Genomic DNA, 14,139 nt, shown 5'->3' with positions numbered 1-14,139 from the left:
CACGGGCCGGAGGTGCCGATCGTGCGCCGCGCGCCCATCATCGAATGATGCTGCACCTGACCCGGCGCAAGGCGGTGCTCGTGGGCGCCGCCTCGCTCGTGACGCTCGGCGCGACGGCCCCGCCGCGGACGCTCTTCGTCCTCGGCGACTCCTGGGCGGCCGGGCTGTACGCCGACCCGGACCGAGCCCTCGGGCAGGTCGCGGCCGCCCGGCTGGGCTGGGCCGCGTCCGTCGACGCCGTGTCCGGCACCGGCTACGTGCAGGGGTCCGACGACGGCGTGTCGTACCCCGACCGCCTGCGCGCCCTCGACCGGGACGCGCGACCGGCGATCGCCGTGCTGCAGGGCGGCAGCAACGACCGCGACGCGGTGGAGGACGGCATCGCGAGCGCCGCCGTGGAGACGATCGCGCTGGTCCGCGACCGGCTGCCCGCCGCCAGACCGGTCCTGCTCGGGCCCGGGCCCGACCCGCTGCCCGTCGACCGGGACCAGCTGGCGGTGGACCGGGTGCTCCAGCGCGTCGCCGGGCAGGAGCGCGTGCCGTACGTCTCGATGCTGCAGCGGGAGTGGGTCCCGGTGCGCCGGGCGTGGACCGTGCTCGACCCGGAGAACCACCACCCGACCATTGCGGGGCAGGAGTACCTGGGCCGGCGGCTCGCGTCCGCCCTCCGGCACCTCTACCCGCGCTTGACGCGGTAGGCGCATCCGGTCAGCGCTTCGGGCCGCCGGGGCCGTGCCCCGGCTTCGCGCCGTGCTTCGCGCCCGGGCCGCGCTGCGCGCCGTGCTCGCGGTGCTCCGCGGGCTTCCCGTGCTGCTTCACGCGCGGCGACGCGGCCCGCTTCGGCGCGGGTGCCGGGGCGCGGCGGGGCGCGGGCGTCGCTGCGGAGGCGGCGCGGGACGGCGTGGTGCTCCGCTCGGACCGCGTCGAGGCCGTCGAGACGGTCCGGTGCGACGGCGCCGTCGAGGAGGGCGCAGCGGTGGACGGCGCAGCGCTCGGGGAGGGCGACGCCGTCGGGCGCTCCTGGGTCGTGGTCGCCGCGGCGGCCTGCTGCGCGGCGGGTGCGAACGCGGGGGTCGCCGCCATCACCGTCCCGGACGCCATGAGGCCGACCGTCAGGGCGGCCGCAGCGAGCCCGACGCGCACCGGTCGGCGCCGCGGACGCCGGCTCGCGACGTCGAGCGGCCGGGTCGTCCGGTCGGTGACCGCAGCGAGCTCGACGGTGTCGGCGACGGGGTCGTCCTCCGCGATCGCGAGGAGCCGGGCGGCGACCTCCTCCGCGGACGGGCGGTGCTCCGGGTCGCGGGCGGTCATGGCGGTGATCAGCGACCGCCAGCCGTAGCCGAACCCGGAAGGGATGCTCGGGTCGCGGAGCAGCCGGGCGGTCAGCGACTCGGCGATCGTGCCGGGGAAGGCGGGACGGCCCGTGAGGGCCTCGAGCAGCGTCAGCCCGAGGGAGTAGACGTCGGAGGGCGTGCCGACCGCCTGCCCCTGGGCCTGCTCCGGGCTGAGGTACAGCGCGGTCCCGATCAGCGTCGAGGTGGTGGTCGCCGTCGACTCCAGCAGCTTCGCGATGCCGAAGTCGGTCAGCTTGCCGCGCACCGCGCCGTCGGGCCGGACCTGCAGGAGCACGTTGGCCGGCTTCACGTCGCGGTGCACGACGCCGCGGTCGTGGATGTGCGCGAGGGCCGCGGCGACGTCCGCACCGATGGTCGCCGCGACGGCGGGCGCGAGCGGACCGAGCCGGAGGCGGTCGCGCAGGCTCCCGTCCGGCAGCAGCTCCATCACGAGGACGGCGACGTCGACGCCGAGGTCCTGGTCGAGCACCGTGACGAGCGCGGGATGCCGGAGGGACGACACGACCTCCGCTTCGCGGCGCCAGCGGCGCTGCGCCTCCGGCGTCTCGCTGACGGGGACGACCTTGACGGCCACCCAGCGGTTCTCGCGCACGTCGCGGGCGCGGTGGACCGTGGAGGAGCCGCCGCGGCCGATCTCCTCGAGGAGCTCGTACCGGTCGCCGATCACGCGGCTGGGCAGGGATGACATCCGGACGGTGCGGCCGATGCTCAGAGCCGGTCCGCGTCGCTGGTGCGGGTGGTCTCCCGGGTCGTGCCGGCGACGCCGTTCGGCGCCGCGGTGCTCGTGGTCGTGACCGATCGGCGGCCGCGGATCGTGAGCGCGAGGCCGATCACGAAGACCACGACACCGGCCACCATGAGGATGTATCCGGCCGTGTTCAGGCTGATGAACGAGGTCTGGACGTGGACCGCGAACGCGAGGATCGCGCCGATCACGAACAGGACGACGCCGGTTCCCATGGTCATGGGTGCTCCGATCTGTTGGGTGCTGATCGCGAGCGGGAACGGGCGAGAGGGTGCTCGGCCGGATGCTGCTCGTTCGGGCCGCTGATCGGTTTCCCTGATCAGCAGCCACAAGTAGTACCCACGATTGCTGAATTCCGCCTGTGATCACGGGCGGGACCCGTGCCACAGCGGCAGGGGCGGGGCCGAACGGCCCGCGCCCCTGCCGTCGACTCAGCGCGGGTCGGTCTGCCCCGGGAGGTGCCCGTACCGCGGCTCGATCCCGGACGCGGCGATCACCTTCCTCGCCGCCGCCGGCCAGTCGGTGCCGGTCACCTTCGTGTTGTCCCGCACGGTGATGCGGTGGGTGTCGGCGTTCGGCGTCTGCACGACGCCGTCGTTGTACCAGTTCTGCTCGATCACGTCGTCGAGCGTGTCGTTGTCCGCGTAGGAGTTCGTGAAGATGAACACCCCGCTGTCCTGCACGACGTTCTTCCGCATCGTGACGTACCGCGACCCCTCGTCGAGGTAGAGCCCGACGGTGTGCAGGTTGTCGTAGATGTAGTTGCCGCTGTACACCGCGCCGGGGTTCGCCGACAGGTTGTACAGGCTGCCGCCGTCGTGGAAGACCTTCTTCGTCCCGTGGATGAGGTTGTCCTCCACGACCGTGTCCTTCAGCGTCGTCGGCGTCGTGTACACCGGCTGGTAGGCGTACAGGCCGCGGGTCCGGTAGTCGTTGCTGCCGCCCGGGTCGTTCGCGCCCCAGCCCCAGCCGACGTCGATCCCGTCGTACGCCAGGTTCGACACCTCGTTGTGGGCGATGACCGCGTGCGTCACGTAGGTCGAGAGGATCCCGGACATCTCCTTGTAGTCCTTCGCCACGTCCGTGACGAGGTTGTTGTCGAGCGTCACGTCCCGCACGGTCATGCGGCGGTCGCGCGGGTGGTGCGCGTCGGGCGAGATGCCCCCGACCACGACGCCGGCCCCGCCGAGGTCCGTGAACAGGTTGTGGTGCACCGTCACGCTGCTCGCGGCGAGCCCGGTGCCGCGACCGTTCGCGTTCACGTCGTTGCCGATCCCGAGCCCGACCTGGCCGAGGTGCGTGAACGCGTCGTCCGAGAAGCGGACGCGCGTCGCCGCGGCGACCTGCACGGCGGCCGGCATCTGGTGCCAGCCGTTGCGGGCGCCCTCGAACTCCTTGCAGCCCGACTGGCACGACGTCAGGTAGTCGGCCGGCTGCGGGTAGGCCTTCGGGATGAAGGCGCCGTTCTGCTGGTCCGCGTACCCGATCGACGTGCTCGGGGAGAGCCAGGTCGAGTAGGAGAACGCGATGCCGGAGAACGCGAGGTCGTGGACCGGACGGGCGAGCGTGCCGCTGATGCGGACGAGCGACTGCAGCTGCGGCAGCACGAACGAGGAATCGGCGGGTCGCTCACCGGCCTTCGCGCGGTAGTAGAGCTTCCCGTGCTGCGGGTCGAGGTACCACTGCCCCTCCTGGAGGAAGGAGCGCGAGTTCTCGAGCAGCAGCGTCCCGCCCGCGAACGGCTTCGCGAGCGTGTCGTAGCCCCAGTTGTTCATCCGCCACGCGGGCTGCTGCATCGTGACGGTCGTCCCGCTGATGCTCGCGACCGGGGCGTACCGGTCGGTGAAGGAGTCCTGGCTCTCCACCTCGATGCGGCGCTGGTCCGGGAGCCCGTCGAGCCGGGCGGCCAGGGCGGGATCGGTGATCGTGAACCCGGTGTCGGTCACCGAGATCGCGCTCCGCTGGATCTGGATCGAGGCCCGCGGCACGGCGGCGCCGTCCTTGTAGAGCTGGCGGCTGTCACGCCCCTTCGGCACGGAGGCGACCCACACGCCGCTCCCCGCGTCCGCGGGTCGCCAGCCGCGGACGGCGGTGCCGCCGGAGATGACGGGGTGCTGGCCGGGCGCCGCGGTCCAGGTGATCGGCGCACCCTTCCGGCCGGAGTCGCCCGGGCCGAAGTCGAGCGGCTTCGCGAGCCGGTAGGTGCCGCCACGGAGCTGCACCGTGACGGCGTCGCCGTGCTTCGCGGCCGTCCTCGCCCACCCCTGCGCGGCCTGCAGCGTCCGCAGCGGCGAACGGGACGTCCCCGCACCGCGGTCGCTCCCGTGCGGCGACACCACGATCACCCGCGTGTGCGTGCGATGCACCGGGGCGGCGGAGGCTGCTGCCCCCGGGGATCCCAGCACACCGACTGCGAACGCGGCGGTCGCGGCAGCCACCACCGCCGCTCCTCTTCGTGCTCTCATCGACTCTGCTCCTTCGCCGTCGACAGGTATGACGTATACCTGGCATGAACGAGATTCATCGGACGATCGACGGATGTCAACGGTCCGCGTCGCGCGTCCCTCGATCGTCAGCGCCCTGCCAGGGAGCGCCCGCGTGGAGGAGTACGGTCCGCGCCGGCGTGCTCCTGCGCGCGCCGGCGCCCCGATCGTCGGACGACGAGGGACTGCCCCGCGGGGCGACCGAGCCGACCCGCCGCAGGCTTCCGTCAGCGGATCAGCGCTTGCGCCCCAGCAGCAATGCGGAGACCATCGCGGTGGCGAAGAGGCCACCGGTCACGCTGATGCGGTTCCAGAGCACCTGCCCCGGCGTCTCCCGCCGGACCGAGTAGCTGGCCTCGCCGCTCAGGTCGTCGGGATCGAGCCGGGTCATGCATCCATGGTGGCCCATGATCCGCTGATCGTGCGCCCCGAGCCCGATCCGCGTCCGGCCGGAGCGGTGGTCGTCCGCGATCCGGGGTCGTAGCATCGCGCGATGCCCGTCCGAGACCTGTCCACCCTCGAACGCGTGCAGGCGCAGCCGTTCGCCGGGTACGCGGTCCGGCCGCGCTGGACGCTCAGCCCCGACCCGGATCGCGTGCTCGCGTGCGTCGCCCTGCTCGGCACGATGATCGTGTCCGGCATCCTCCTCGGCCGCCCCCGGAGCTGAGCCCGGCCCGGGTCGGATCCCTCCGGCCCGGCGGTCGTCCCGGTCGCGCGCGTGGGCCCCGACGGCGCGCTCACCGCCTCGTGGCCGCCGGGGCCGGTGTCGCACTCGTCCCCGATCTCGCGGTGGCGTCGACGCCGCCCGGCGTCCGCCTGGTGCGGCCGCGAGGAGGCCTGCATCGCCGCATCAGCGCCGTGCGCCGGGCTACCTCCCGCGCCGACGCCGGGATCGAGCGTCTCGTGCCGCTGCTCGCGGCGGCGTGCCGCGCCGCCGTCGACGTCGCCGTCGACGGCGGCGCCTACTCCGCCGAGACCATCGCGAGCGCGCAGGTGATCGTGGCGGCGTCCTCCACGACGGCGAACACGGCGTCGGGAAGCCCGGTCTGCTGGCCACCGGTCCGGAGGGCCGCGCCGGCGAGGGTGCCCACGAGGCCGCCGATCGCGCCGAGCACGGCGCCGGTGTTGACGTGCTCGCCGCGGCCGGTCGTGGCGAGCGCCGCGCCGACCAGCGCGCCCGAGCCGATGCGGCCGAGGAGCGGGCCCGGCTTCGTGCGGGAGGGCGTGGCGGGCAGCTTGTCCACGACCAGCTCCCCCGCGGCGGCCAGCACGATCGCGAGCCGCCCGGCCGGCTCCCGGAGCACGGGCCACGTCTGCCAGGCGCCCGCGAGCGACGGGCGGTGGTGATTCAGCACGAGCACCGCGAGCGGCGTCATCGATCGCGCCCCGGCGAGCACGCCGAGCAGCGCGGACCGTGCGGGAAGCGGGATCGTGGTGCTGCTGGCCATGCGGGAGTCCCCTTCGGTCGATCCGGTCTCCGCTGGACCATACGGGTGCCGCTCTGGGAGGCCCGTCCCGGTCTCTCGGCTCGCGATGGGCGTGCGGTCCGAATGCACTGATGCGGCCGGAACGGACTGGTGCAGCTCGGAGCCGGGCCTCATCAGCACGGATGAGCCGCACGAGGGCCGGAGCGCCCAGGTCGTCCGCGTACGGTCCCGGGATGAGCGACAGCACGCAGTCCGAACCCGTGATGGCCGGCAGCGACGACGCGAGCGACCGGGAGAAGCTGTCCGGCCTCATCGAGCAGGTCGAGGCCGACCACGGCGACGAGGGCCCCGGGGCGATGGCGGACGAGCTCCGCGACCGGCTCCCCGAGACCGAGGCCGAGCCGGAGGACCCGGGCGACCTCGAGGACTGAGCGCGGCGGCGGGCGCGGACCGGCCGCGGCCCTAGCGTTGAGCGGTGCGCGACACCGAAGCCGGCGGGCTCGACCGGCCGCTCGCGGTGCTCATGGCCGGGGCCTACTTCATGGAGAACCTGGACGGCACGATCGTCCAGACGGCGCTCCCCGCGATCGGCCGTGACTTCGGCGTCCCGGCCGTCGACGCGAACACCGCGATCACCGCGTACCTGCTCTCGGTCGCCGTCAGCGTGCCGCTCGGCGGCTGGGTGGCGGACCGGCTCGGGACGCGGCGGGTCTTCCTCGTTGCGATCGTCCTCTTCGCGGTCGCATCGCTCGCCTGCGGGCTCACGGGCGATCTCGTGGCGCTCTGCGTCCTCCGCGTCGTGCAGGGCGTGGCGGGCGCGTTCATGGTGCCCGTCGGACGGCTCGCGGTGCTCCGCGCGACCCGGCAGCGGGACCTCATCGCCGCGATCGCCTACCTGACCTGGCCGGGGCTGCTCGCGCCGGTGATCGCACCGGCGCTCGGCGGTGTCCTCACCGACACCGTCGGCTGGCGGTGGGTGTTCCTCATGAACGTGCCGATCGGCGCGGTCCTGCTGCTCGCCGGCCTCCGCCTCGTGCCGCGGAGCGCGGACCGCGACCACCGCGGCTTCGACGTCGTCGGCTTCGCGCTGCTCGGCGTCGGTCTGGTGAGCCTCCTCGCCGGCCTCGAAGCGCTCGGCGGGGACGCGCCGCTGCGCCCGGCCACCGTCCTGCTGCTCGCCGTCGCGATGGCGGCGATCGCGGGCGCGGTCGGGTGGATGCGCCGCGCGGCGCACCCGCTCCTGAGCTTCCGAGCCCTCGGCATCCCCACCTTCCGGGCGAGCAACCTCGGCGGCGGGATCTACCGGCTCGTCGTGTCCGCCCTCCCGTTCCTGTACACGCTCCTGTTCCAGGTCGGGTTCGGCTGGTCCGCATCCCTCGCCGGCGCGCTCGTGGTCGCCGTCTTCGTCGGCAACATCGGGATCAAGCCGTTCACGACGCGGATCATCCGCCGGTTCGGCTTCCGGACGACGATCGTCGGCTCGAACGTCGCGGGCGCGCTGCTCGCCGTCGCCTTCGTCCCGGTGGACGCGAGCACGCCGCTGCCGGTCATCGCGCTCCTGCTGCTGGTGGGCGGCGCATTCCGCTCGATCGGCTTCACCGCGTACAACTCGCTGCAGTTCGCCGACGTGCCCGCCGGGCTCACGTCCGGCGCGAACACCGTCGCGGCGACGGTGCAGCAGATCGCGATCGGGTTCGGCGTCGCGGTCGCCGCGCTCGCCGTGCGGTCCACGGTCGCCGTCGCGGAGGCGGTCGCCCCGGGCGCGGACTCGCTCGGCTACCGGTGGGCGTTCGCCGCGATCGCGGTCCTGCTGCTCGTGCCGATCGCGGAGACCCTCCTGCTCCCCCGGCACGCGGGCGCGGCGGTCGCCGCGCGCTGACGCGTCAGGCGCTGCGTCGCGTCGCTGGCGCGTCGTCCCACTCGTTGAACGCGGGGTGCCCGGTCAGCCGCTCGAAGGCGCCGGCGTACCAGCGGGAGGCGTGCTTCGGGACCGCGTAGCTGATCGACAGGTCGTGCAGCTCGCACGCGATCCCGAGCTCGAGGTAGATGCGCTTGGCGTCGCTGATGAGATGCAGTCGGTCCTCGTACCGGATGCCGATGTTCCGCTGCTCGGGCGGTTCGCTGCTCACGAGGTCGGCGATGTTCACTCGGGTCCCCTCAAGTCCTCGGTGCACGAGTGTGCGCCCACCCGCCTGGGAGGCGTTCGCGAGCCGGGCGTCGGCGTGCACGGACCCGCGGGTCGGAGACGGCGTCCCGACGCGATGGCCGGGCGCTGTCGGAGGGGCGCTCCTACGATGGCGCATCCTCGAACCGTCCCCCGATCCCGCGCGCTGCGCCGTGCCAGCCTGCCCGTCGCCGGCGGAGCATCCGGAGCTCATCCCGCTCTGCGCCGACCACCTGGCCGTCGCGGCGGAGGCGCACGGCTCCGTCGCCGGCGTCGCGGACGCCCTGCCGGAGCCGTGCCGGCTCTGCGGATCGCGGCTCGGCGTGCGGTTCGCGACGGGCCGCAGCTGCGCCGTGTGCGAGTGGCCGTACGGGGAGCACCCGGACGGCGAGCTGCCGCCGCCCCGCGTCGACGTCGTGTACTACCTGCGCTGGGCCGACCAGGTGAAGATCGGCACGACCGCGAACCCGCGACAGCGGTTCACCGCGATCCGGCACGAGGAGGTGCTCGCGTTCGAGCGCGGCGACCGTCGGCTCGAGCAGCGTCGGCACCGGGAGTTCGCGGAGGAGCGCGGCGGCTCGAGCGAGTGGTTCGCCGCGTCGGACCGCCTGCTCGCGCACATCGACGTCCTGGCGGGCGGCGTCGACCCCTGGGACCGCTGGCGGCGGTGGGTCGCCGAGGCGACCGCGACCCGCTGATCGCTCACCCGATCGCGTCCGCGCCCAGCTGCTCGGCGATGAAGGCGCGCACGTCGGCGACCTCCGCGGCGCCGACCCCGTGCCCGAGCCCCGGGTAGACCCGCTCCACGAGCGTCGAGCTCGCCCGGAGGAACGACCCCGCGCGCTCGACGGCCTCGACGGGGATCACCCGGTCGGCGTCGCCGCGGCCCCAGAACAGCGCCGGCCGATCGGCGGCGAGGCGCTCGTCCGCGGGCTGCGGCGCACCGAGCACGAACCCCGCGAGCACGACCGGGGCCACGACGCGGTCGGGCCGGGTGCGCAGCAGCTGGGTGGCCATGAAGCCGCCCTGCGAGAACCCGATCGGCAGGACCCGGGCGGTCGCCGGCACGTGCGCGTCGACCCACTCCCAGATCGCGGCGGTCGCGGCCTCGACCGGCGCTGCGGGCGGGTCGCCGAGCGTCTCGATCGCGAACCAGGCGGCGCCGCCGTCACCGAGCTCGAGCGGTGCGCGCAGCGACGCCCAGGGCGCGGTGACGCCGACCTCCGTGACGATCGGCACCAGGTCGCGCTCGTGCGACCCGTACCCGTGCAGCAGGAGGACGACCACCGGCGCGGTCGGCGACGCCTCGGCCCAGGTGGCGCCGCCGACGGCGTGGAGCAGCGCGTCCGTCATCGGGCCGGGTCCGGGCGGTCGTCGTCCATGCTCCGAGTATCGCCGCCGTAGATTCGAGGCCCGACCGAGGACGGAGGCCCGCGTGCCCGACAGCGAGACCGTGCCCACCGGGACCGCCGAGCGCGACGAGCCCGAGGAGCGCCGGCTCCGACCCGGGCAGCACTGCCGGATCCGCGTCTTCGACGTCGCGTCCGGCACGGTGCGGACCGTGCACGAGACGACCGCGGTGCTCTTCGAGGCGCCGAACTGGACCCGCGAGGGGCGGCTCGTCGTGAACGGCGAGGGCGTCCTCTGGTCGCTGCCCGCGGACGGCTCCGCGGCGCCCGAGCGGATCCCGATCGACGGCGTCCCCGCGCTGAACAACGACCACGTGCTCGACCCGACGGCCGACCGGATCTTCCTCTCCGCGGACGACGCGCACCTGTACGAGGCGCCGCTCGCTGGCGGTACCGCCCGACGCATCACGAGCGAGGAGGGGCCGCTGCACTTCCTCCACGGCGTCTCCCCCGACGGGCGCACGCTCGCCTACGTGCGGCTCGAACCGGCGGACGGGAACCCGTGGGCGAGCGCGACGATCCACGAGATCGGCGCCGACGGCCGCGGCGACCGCGCCGTGACCACGCACCCCGGGCCCGCCGACGGCTGCGAGTACAGCCCCGACGGCGCCTGGATCTACCTGAACACCGAGCAGCTGACGCCGGGCCGGGCGCAGATCGCGCGCATCCGGCCGGACGGGTCCGGGCTCGAGCGGCTGACCTCCACGGACCGCGTCGACTGGTTCCCGCACCTCGCCCCGACCGGCGGCCTGGCCGTGTACCTCAGCTTCCCGGACGGCACGGCCGGCCACCCCGCGGATCGCGACGTCCGGCTCGTGCTGGTGGAGGACGACCGGTGGGAAGAAGGCCGGGTCGTCGCCGAGCTCTTCGGCGGCCAGGGCACGATCAACGTGAACAGCTGGGCGCCCGACGGCTCCGCGTTCGCGTTCGTCGACTACCCGATGGCCGCCTGAGCCGGAACGGTCCCGAGGGGTCTCTCAGCGAACGAGGCATCTCGCTCCGTACGGTCAGTCCATGGGCACCGGTGCCGTGGAGCGTCGCTCCGTTCGCACGACCGATCTCGACGAGGCGATCCAGACGCTGTGCGAGACGTTCGGCGAGAGCGACCTGCGGCGGGCCGATCACGAGGAGCCGTCGTTCGCGCTGCGCTGCGCTCGGACCGGCGAGCTCATCACCGCGCGGTGGTCGATCACGGGGGCGGACGGCGGCAGCCGCGGCACCGCGGACGCCGAGCCGCTGATCCTCACCGGCGTCGTCCTCGGTGGCCGGATGCGGATGCGGGGTCGGTGGGAGGAGGTCGACACGACGCGGCCGTTCCTCTACCCGGAACCGGTGCACGCGGACCTCGAGCAGCTCGACATGGCCAACCTGGGCATCACTCGGAGCGCCGTCGAGCAGCGCGCGAGCGCGATCACCGGGGTCGACGGGTTTGAGCTGCGCTTCACCGGCACCGCCCCGTTCGACCCGGCGATGGACCAGGCGTGGCGGGACACGACGGCCTACGCGGCGCGGATGACGGAGGCGCTCGCGGACGGTCCGGGCGCGGCGCTCGCGCGGGTCGAGCTCGTCGACCTCGTGATCGCCCTCCTGCTCCGGACGTTCCCGAACACGACGCTCGACGCCGTGCACCGGCGCGATGTGACCGGCCCCCGCGGCGCGGCGCTGCGCCGCGCGCTGCAGTACGTCGACGACCACGCGGCGGAACCCGTCACCGTCGTCGAGATCGCCGAGGCGGCGCGGCTCAGCCCGCGCGGGCTCTACGCGGCGTTCCAGCGCGACCTCGGGACGACGCCCATGGCGCACCTCCGCGAGGTGCGGCTGCACGCGGTCCGGGACGAGCTGCGCGCCATGGCGCCGGAGGACGCCGGCGCCGACGTGGACGCCGTCGCGCTCCGCTGGGGCTTCGCGCACACCCGCCGCTTCCGGGAGCGCTACGCGTCGCGCTTCGGCGAGGCACCGGGTGACACCCTGGTCCGCTGACGGTGCACGGATGCGGGGATCCGCGACGCAGCGCGCCGCGGATCTCCGCATCCCGTGGACCCGGGGGCTACTTCTTGGCGGGCTCCGGCGCGGGGTTCGCGTAGACGGGGGCCTCCACGCCCTTGGCGCCCGGCAGGGCCGGCTCCGCCTCCGGCTTCTTGCGGGCGCGCGGCGCACGCTTCGGCGCCTCCGCCTCGGGCTCCGGCGTCGCCGCGACCGGCGGCTTCGGCCGGGAGGCGAACGTCTCGAACGCGACGCGCGGACGCTCGCGCTCGATCAGCTGCACCATGTCGCGGCCCAGCACGAAGTTCAGCGCCCAGTTGCCGATGACGCGGATCTTGCGCTCCCACGTCGGGATCGCGAGGCCGTGGTACCCGCGGTGCATCACCCAGGCCGGGAAGCCCTTCACCGCGATCTTGCCGGACTGGAACGCGCCGACGTAGAGCCCGAGACCCGCGACCGCGCCGAGGCTCTCGTGGTAGTAGTCCTTCAGGCCCTCGCCGCGGAGGCTGGCGGTGATGTTCTTCGCGAGCTGCTTGCCCTGGCGGACGGCGTGCTGCGCGTTCGGCACGCAGAAGCCGCCTACGCCCTTGCCGGTGAGGTCCGGGACGGCCGAGACGTCGCCCGCGCCCCACGCGTCCGGCACGACGTCGCCGTCCGCGGTCACGACGCGGAGGTCGGCCTTGACGCGCAGGCGGCCGCGCTCCTCCGTCGGGAGGTCGGTGTTGCGGAGCATCGGGGAGGCCATCACGCCGGCCGTCCAGACGATGACGTCGGACTCGAACGTCTCCCCCGTCGACAGCTGGATCACGCCGCCGGTCGCGTCCTTCAGCTGCGTGTCCAGGTGGACGTTCGCGCCGCGCTCGGCGTAGTTCTTCAGCACCCAGTGCGACGTCGGCAGCGACACCTCCGGCATGATCCGGCCCATCGCCTCGATCAGGTGGAAGTGGGTGTCGTCGAACGTCAGCTGCGGGTACCGCGCGAGGAGCGCGGACGCGAGCGAGCGCATCTCGCCGAAGACCTCGATGCCGGCGAAGCCGCCGCCGACCACCACGAAGGTGAGCAGCCGGTCGCGGGCGGGCCCGGCGGGCAGGTTCGCCGCGAGCTCGAAGTTGCGGACGATCCGGTCGCGGATCGCGACGGCCTCCTCGATCGTCTTCAGGCCGATCGCCTCGTCGGCGACGCCCGGGATCGGGAAGGTGCGGGACACGGAGCCGGCCGTGACGACGATCTGGTCGTACGACATCGTCCACGCGTCACCCACGGCGGGGGTGATCTCGACGGCCTTCGCCGCGTGGTCGATCCTCGTGACCTTCGCCGTGATGACGCGCGTGCGCTTCAGGTGCTTGCGCTGGTCGACGACCGCGTGGCGGGGCTCGATGGCGCCGCCGACGACCTCCGGGAGGAACGGCTGGTAGGTCAGGTACGAGAGCGGATCGACGACGACGATCTCGGCCTCCTTGGCGGAGAGCCACTTCTCCAGCTTCCACGCGGTGTAGAAGCCGGCGTAGCCGCCGCCGACGATGAGGATGCGAGTCACGAGTGGGCGGTTCCCTTCGATGCGGTCGGTCTTCAGCCTGCGATGCTACCGGGGCACGGGAGCCGGCCAGGGACCGATCAGCGCCCGCACGGCGGGCTCGGCGGCCGCCGCCCCCGCGAGCGCGAGGTCGCCGATCGGATTCACGCCCGGCCCTGCGGCGAGGGCGTGGCCCGCGAGCGCGTGGAGGCACTTCACGCGCGTCGGCATGCCGCCCGCGCTCACGCCCGCGAGCTCGGGCACGTCGTCGACCGCGGTGCGGTCCGCGAGGTAGGCGGCGTGCGCGGCGGCGTGCTGCGCCGCGAACGGACCGTCCGGCGCGACGAGGTCGCTCCACTCGCGCATGACCCCGGCGGCCTCGAGCCGCGACACCGCCGCGACGAGCGCCGGGTGCGTCAGGTAGTAGAAGGTCGGGAACGGCGTGCCGTCCGCGAGCCGCGGCGCGGTGCTGACGACGGCCGGGGTGCCGTCGAGCGTGCGCGCGGCGACGCCGACGACGTCGCGCACGGGCCGGCCCAGCTGGGCGGTCATCGTCGCGAGGTCGGCTGCGGTCGCGGGCGTCACCGGGCCGGCTCGGTCGTCGTGCCCGCGGCGACGAGGGACTGCAGCAGCGCGTCCGTCCACGGGGTCGCGTCCGCCCGCGCGGAGGCCGCCGGCGTCGGCTCGTCGCCCGCCGTCGAATGGATCACCCGGTACGCGGACGTACCGGGTGTGACGTAGAAGAGGCGGCTGCCCGCCTGCGCGCGGACGTAGGCCGGGTCGTCCCAGCGGGCGCGCTGCGCGTCGAGGGACTTCAGGTCCGCCTCCTGGCTCGCCACGCGCGCCTCCGCATCCGCGACGGCTCGCTGCTGGGCGAGGTAGGTGCTCACCGCGGGAGCCAGCGAGAGCACGCCGAGCACGAGCAGCACGAGCGCCGCGATCGCGGCTGCCGGCACGCGCACGCGCGGCGCGCGAGCGCTCTCCGCGGCTCCGCTCATCCTGCGACCTCCCGATCCGAGTCGCCGAGTCTATTCGGCGCTCGGACCGGGCCCCGCGGGCG

General features: G+C 74.2%; 17 protein-coding genes. 7 read left to right on the top strand and 10 right to left on the bottom strand.

What is annotated here, in order from left to right; translation table 11 throughout:
* The first annotated feature begins 47 nt into the window (after positions 1-47).
* On the top strand, positions 48-698 hold the full coding sequence (locus CLV52_RS06615; RefSeq protein WP_133765448.1) for an SGNH/GDSL hydrolase family protein: 651 nt from the start codon (positions 48-50) through the stop codon (positions 696-698).
* 10 nt (positions 699-708) lie between these two features.
* Here the strand turns inward: CLV52_RS06615 and CLV52_RS06610 are convergent, their stop codons facing one another.
* The 4 genes from CLV52_RS06610 to CLV52_RS18330 form a co-directional block, all read right to left on the bottom strand.
* On the bottom strand, positions 709-2,043 hold the full coding sequence (locus tag CLV52_RS06610; RefSeq protein WP_133765447.1) for a serine/threonine-protein kinase: 1,335 nt from the start codon (positions 2,041-2,043) through the stop codon (positions 709-711).
* A gap of 20 nt (positions 2,044-2,063) precedes the next feature.
* Positions 2,064-2,321: a DUF6458 family protein gene (locus CLV52_RS06605; protein WP_133765446.1), complete on the bottom strand. Its 258-nt coding sequence runs from the start codon at positions 2,319-2,321 to the stop codon at positions 2,064-2,066.
* Positions 2,322-2,531: 210 nt separating this feature from the next.
* Positions 2,532-4,466 (bottom strand): right-handed parallel beta-helix repeat-containing protein, encoded by a 1,935-nt coding sequence (locus tag CLV52_RS06600; protein ID WP_133765445.1) that lies wholly within the window; start codon positions 4,464-4,466, stop codon positions 2,532-2,534.
* Between the two features lie 352 nt (positions 4,467-4,818).
* A complete protein-coding gene (locus CLV52_RS18330) occupies positions 4,819-4,974 on the bottom strand; it encodes a hypothetical protein (RefSeq protein WP_162850734.1) in 156 nt (51 codons plus the stop codon).
* Between the two features lie 102 nt (positions 4,975-5,076).
* Here CLV52_RS18330 and CLV52_RS18325 point away from each other — a divergent pair, with 102 nt between their 5' ends.
* On the top strand, positions 5,077-5,250 hold the full coding sequence (locus tag CLV52_RS18325; protein ID WP_162850733.1) for a hypothetical protein: 174 nt from the start codon (positions 5,077-5,079) through the stop codon (positions 5,248-5,250).
* A gap of 295 nt (positions 5,251-5,545) precedes the next feature.
* On the opposite strand, the gene CLV52_RS06595 is transcribed toward CLV52_RS18325, so the two are convergent.
* Entirely contained in the window at positions 5,546-6,031 is a 486-nt protein-coding gene (locus CLV52_RS06595; RefSeq protein WP_133765444.1) for a DUF4126 domain-containing protein, read from the bottom strand.
* Between the two features lie 212 nt (positions 6,032-6,243).
* Here CLV52_RS06595 and CLV52_RS06590 point away from each other — a divergent pair, with 212 nt between their 5' ends.
* Together CLV52_RS06590 and CLV52_RS06585 are read left to right on the top strand one after the other, a co-directional pair.
* Positions 6,244-6,441 carry a hypothetical protein gene (locus CLV52_RS06590; RefSeq protein WP_133765443.1) on the top strand — a complete coding sequence of 66 codons (198 nt, stop codon included), beginning with the start codon at positions 6,244-6,246 and terminating at the stop codon, positions 6,439-6,441.
* 44 nt (positions 6,442-6,485) lie between these two features.
* Positions 6,486-7,889, top strand: a complete 1,404-nt coding sequence (locus tag CLV52_RS06585; protein ID WP_246017988.1) for an MFS transporter — start codon at positions 6,486-6,488, stop codon at positions 7,887-7,889.
* Positions 7,890-7,893: 4 nt separating this feature from the next.
* Here CLV52_RS06585 and CLV52_RS06580 read toward each other — a convergent pair whose 3' ends face one another.
* Complete coding sequence (locus tag CLV52_RS06580; RefSeq protein ID WP_133765442.1) at positions 7,894-8,157, bottom strand: hypothetical protein; 264 nt, start codon at positions 8,155-8,157, stop codon at positions 7,894-7,896.
* A gap of 190 nt (positions 8,158-8,347) precedes the next feature.
* Here CLV52_RS06580 and CLV52_RS06575 point away from each other — a divergent pair, with 190 nt between their 5' ends.
* On the top strand, positions 8,348-8,872 hold the full coding sequence (locus CLV52_RS06575; protein WP_133765441.1) for a GIY-YIG nuclease family protein: 525 nt from the start codon (positions 8,348-8,350) through the stop codon (positions 8,870-8,872).
* Between the two features lie 4 nt (positions 8,873-8,876).
* Here CLV52_RS06575 and CLV52_RS06570 read toward each other — a convergent pair whose 3' ends face one another.
* Positions 8,877-9,527, bottom strand: a complete 651-nt coding sequence (locus CLV52_RS06570; protein WP_133765440.1) for an alpha/beta hydrolase — start codon at positions 9,525-9,527, stop codon at positions 8,877-8,879.
* 82 nt (positions 9,528-9,609) lie between these two features.
* Between CLV52_RS06570 and CLV52_RS06565 the strand changes: the two genes are divergently transcribed.
* Both CLV52_RS06565 and CLV52_RS06560 read left to right on the top strand, forming a co-directional pair.
* A complete protein-coding gene (locus CLV52_RS06565) occupies positions 9,610-10,536 on the top strand; it encodes a TolB family protein (protein WP_246017987.1) in 927 nt (308 codons plus the stop codon).
* 61 nt (positions 10,537-10,597) lie between these two features.
* The gene (locus CLV52_RS06560; RefSeq protein WP_133765439.1) at positions 10,598-11,563 is read left to right on the top strand and encodes an AraC family transcriptional regulator; all 966 of its coding nucleotides are present in this window, start codon (positions 10,598-10,600) and stop codon (positions 11,561-11,563) included.
* 67 nt (positions 11,564-11,630) lie between these two features.
* Here CLV52_RS06560 and CLV52_RS06555 read toward each other — a convergent pair whose 3' ends face one another.
* From CLV52_RS06555 to CLV52_RS06545, 3 genes are read right to left on the bottom strand one after another with little or no spacing between them, the layout of a single operon-like run.
* Positions 11,631-13,103, bottom strand: a complete 1,473-nt coding sequence (locus CLV52_RS06555) for an FAD-dependent oxidoreductase (RefSeq protein ID WP_133765438.1) — start codon at positions 13,101-13,103, stop codon at positions 11,631-11,633.
* A 45-nt stretch (positions 13,104-13,148) separates the two neighbouring features.
* The gene (locus CLV52_RS06550; RefSeq protein WP_133765876.1) at positions 13,149-13,631 is read right to left on the bottom strand and encodes a DUF501 domain-containing protein; all 483 of its coding nucleotides are present in this window, start codon (positions 13,629-13,631) and stop codon (positions 13,149-13,151) included.
* A 29-nt stretch (positions 13,632-13,660) separates the two neighbouring features.
* The gene (locus CLV52_RS06545; protein WP_133765437.1) at positions 13,661-14,077 is read right to left on the bottom strand and encodes a septum formation initiator family protein; all 417 of its coding nucleotides are present in this window, start codon (positions 14,075-14,077) and stop codon (positions 13,661-13,663) included.
* Positions 14,078-14,139: the final 62 nt, after the last annotated feature.

It is taken from the genome of Amnibacterium kyonggiense (genome assembly GCF_004364555.1).
In the GTDB taxonomy this organism is placed as follows: Bacteria; Actinomycetota; Actinomycetes; order Actinomycetales; family Microbacteriaceae; genus Amnibacterium; species Amnibacterium kyonggiense.
This window is presented reverse-complemented; position numbering and strand designations above follow the sequence as displayed.

What these genes read in the sequence shown, in the direction of transcription:
- CLV52_RS06615 (WP_133765448.1), top strand. Translation starts at nt 48, where the DNA reads ATGCTGCACCTGACCCGGCGCAAGGCGGTGCTCGTGGGCGCCGCCTCG.
- CLV52_RS06610 (WP_133765447.1), bottom strand. Translation starts at nt 2,043, where the DNA reads ATGTCATCCCTGCCCAGCCGCGTGATCGGCGACCGGTACGAGCTCCTC.
- CLV52_RS06605 (WP_133765446.1), bottom strand. Translation starts at nt 2,321, where the DNA reads ATGACCATGGGAACCGGCGTCGTCCTGTTCGTGATCGGCGCGATCCTC.
- CLV52_RS18330 (WP_162850734.1), bottom strand. Translation starts at nt 4,974, where the DNA reads ATGACCCGGCTCGATCCCGACGACCTGAGCGGCGAGGCCAGCTACTCG.
- CLV52_RS18325 (WP_162850733.1), top strand. Translation starts at nt 5,077, where the DNA reads ATGCCCGTCCGAGACCTGTCCACCCTCGAACGCGTGCAGGCGCAGCCG.
- CLV52_RS06595 (WP_133765444.1), bottom strand. Translation starts at nt 6,031, where the DNA reads ATGGCCAGCAGCACCACGATCCCGCTTCCCGCACGGTCCGCGCTGCTC.
- CLV52_RS06590 (WP_133765443.1), top strand. Translation starts at nt 6,244, where the DNA reads ATGAGCGACAGCACGCAGTCCGAACCCGTGATGGCCGGCAGCGACGAC.
- CLV52_RS06570 (WP_133765440.1), bottom strand. Translation starts at nt 9,527, where the DNA reads ATGACGGACGCGCTGCTCCACGCCGTCGGCGGCGCCACCTGGGCCGAG.
- CLV52_RS06560 (WP_133765439.1), top strand. Translation starts at nt 10,598, where the DNA reads ATGGGCACCGGTGCCGTGGAGCGTCGCTCCGTTCGCACGACCGATCTC.
- CLV52_RS06550 (WP_133765876.1), bottom strand. Translation starts at nt 13,631, where the DNA reads ATGACCGCCCAGCTGGGCCGGCCCGTGCGCGACGTCGTCGGCGTCGCC.
- CLV52_RS06545 (WP_133765437.1), bottom strand. Translation starts at nt 14,077, where the DNA reads ATGAGCGGAGCCGCGGAGAGCGCTCGCGCGCCGCGCGTGCGCGTGCCG.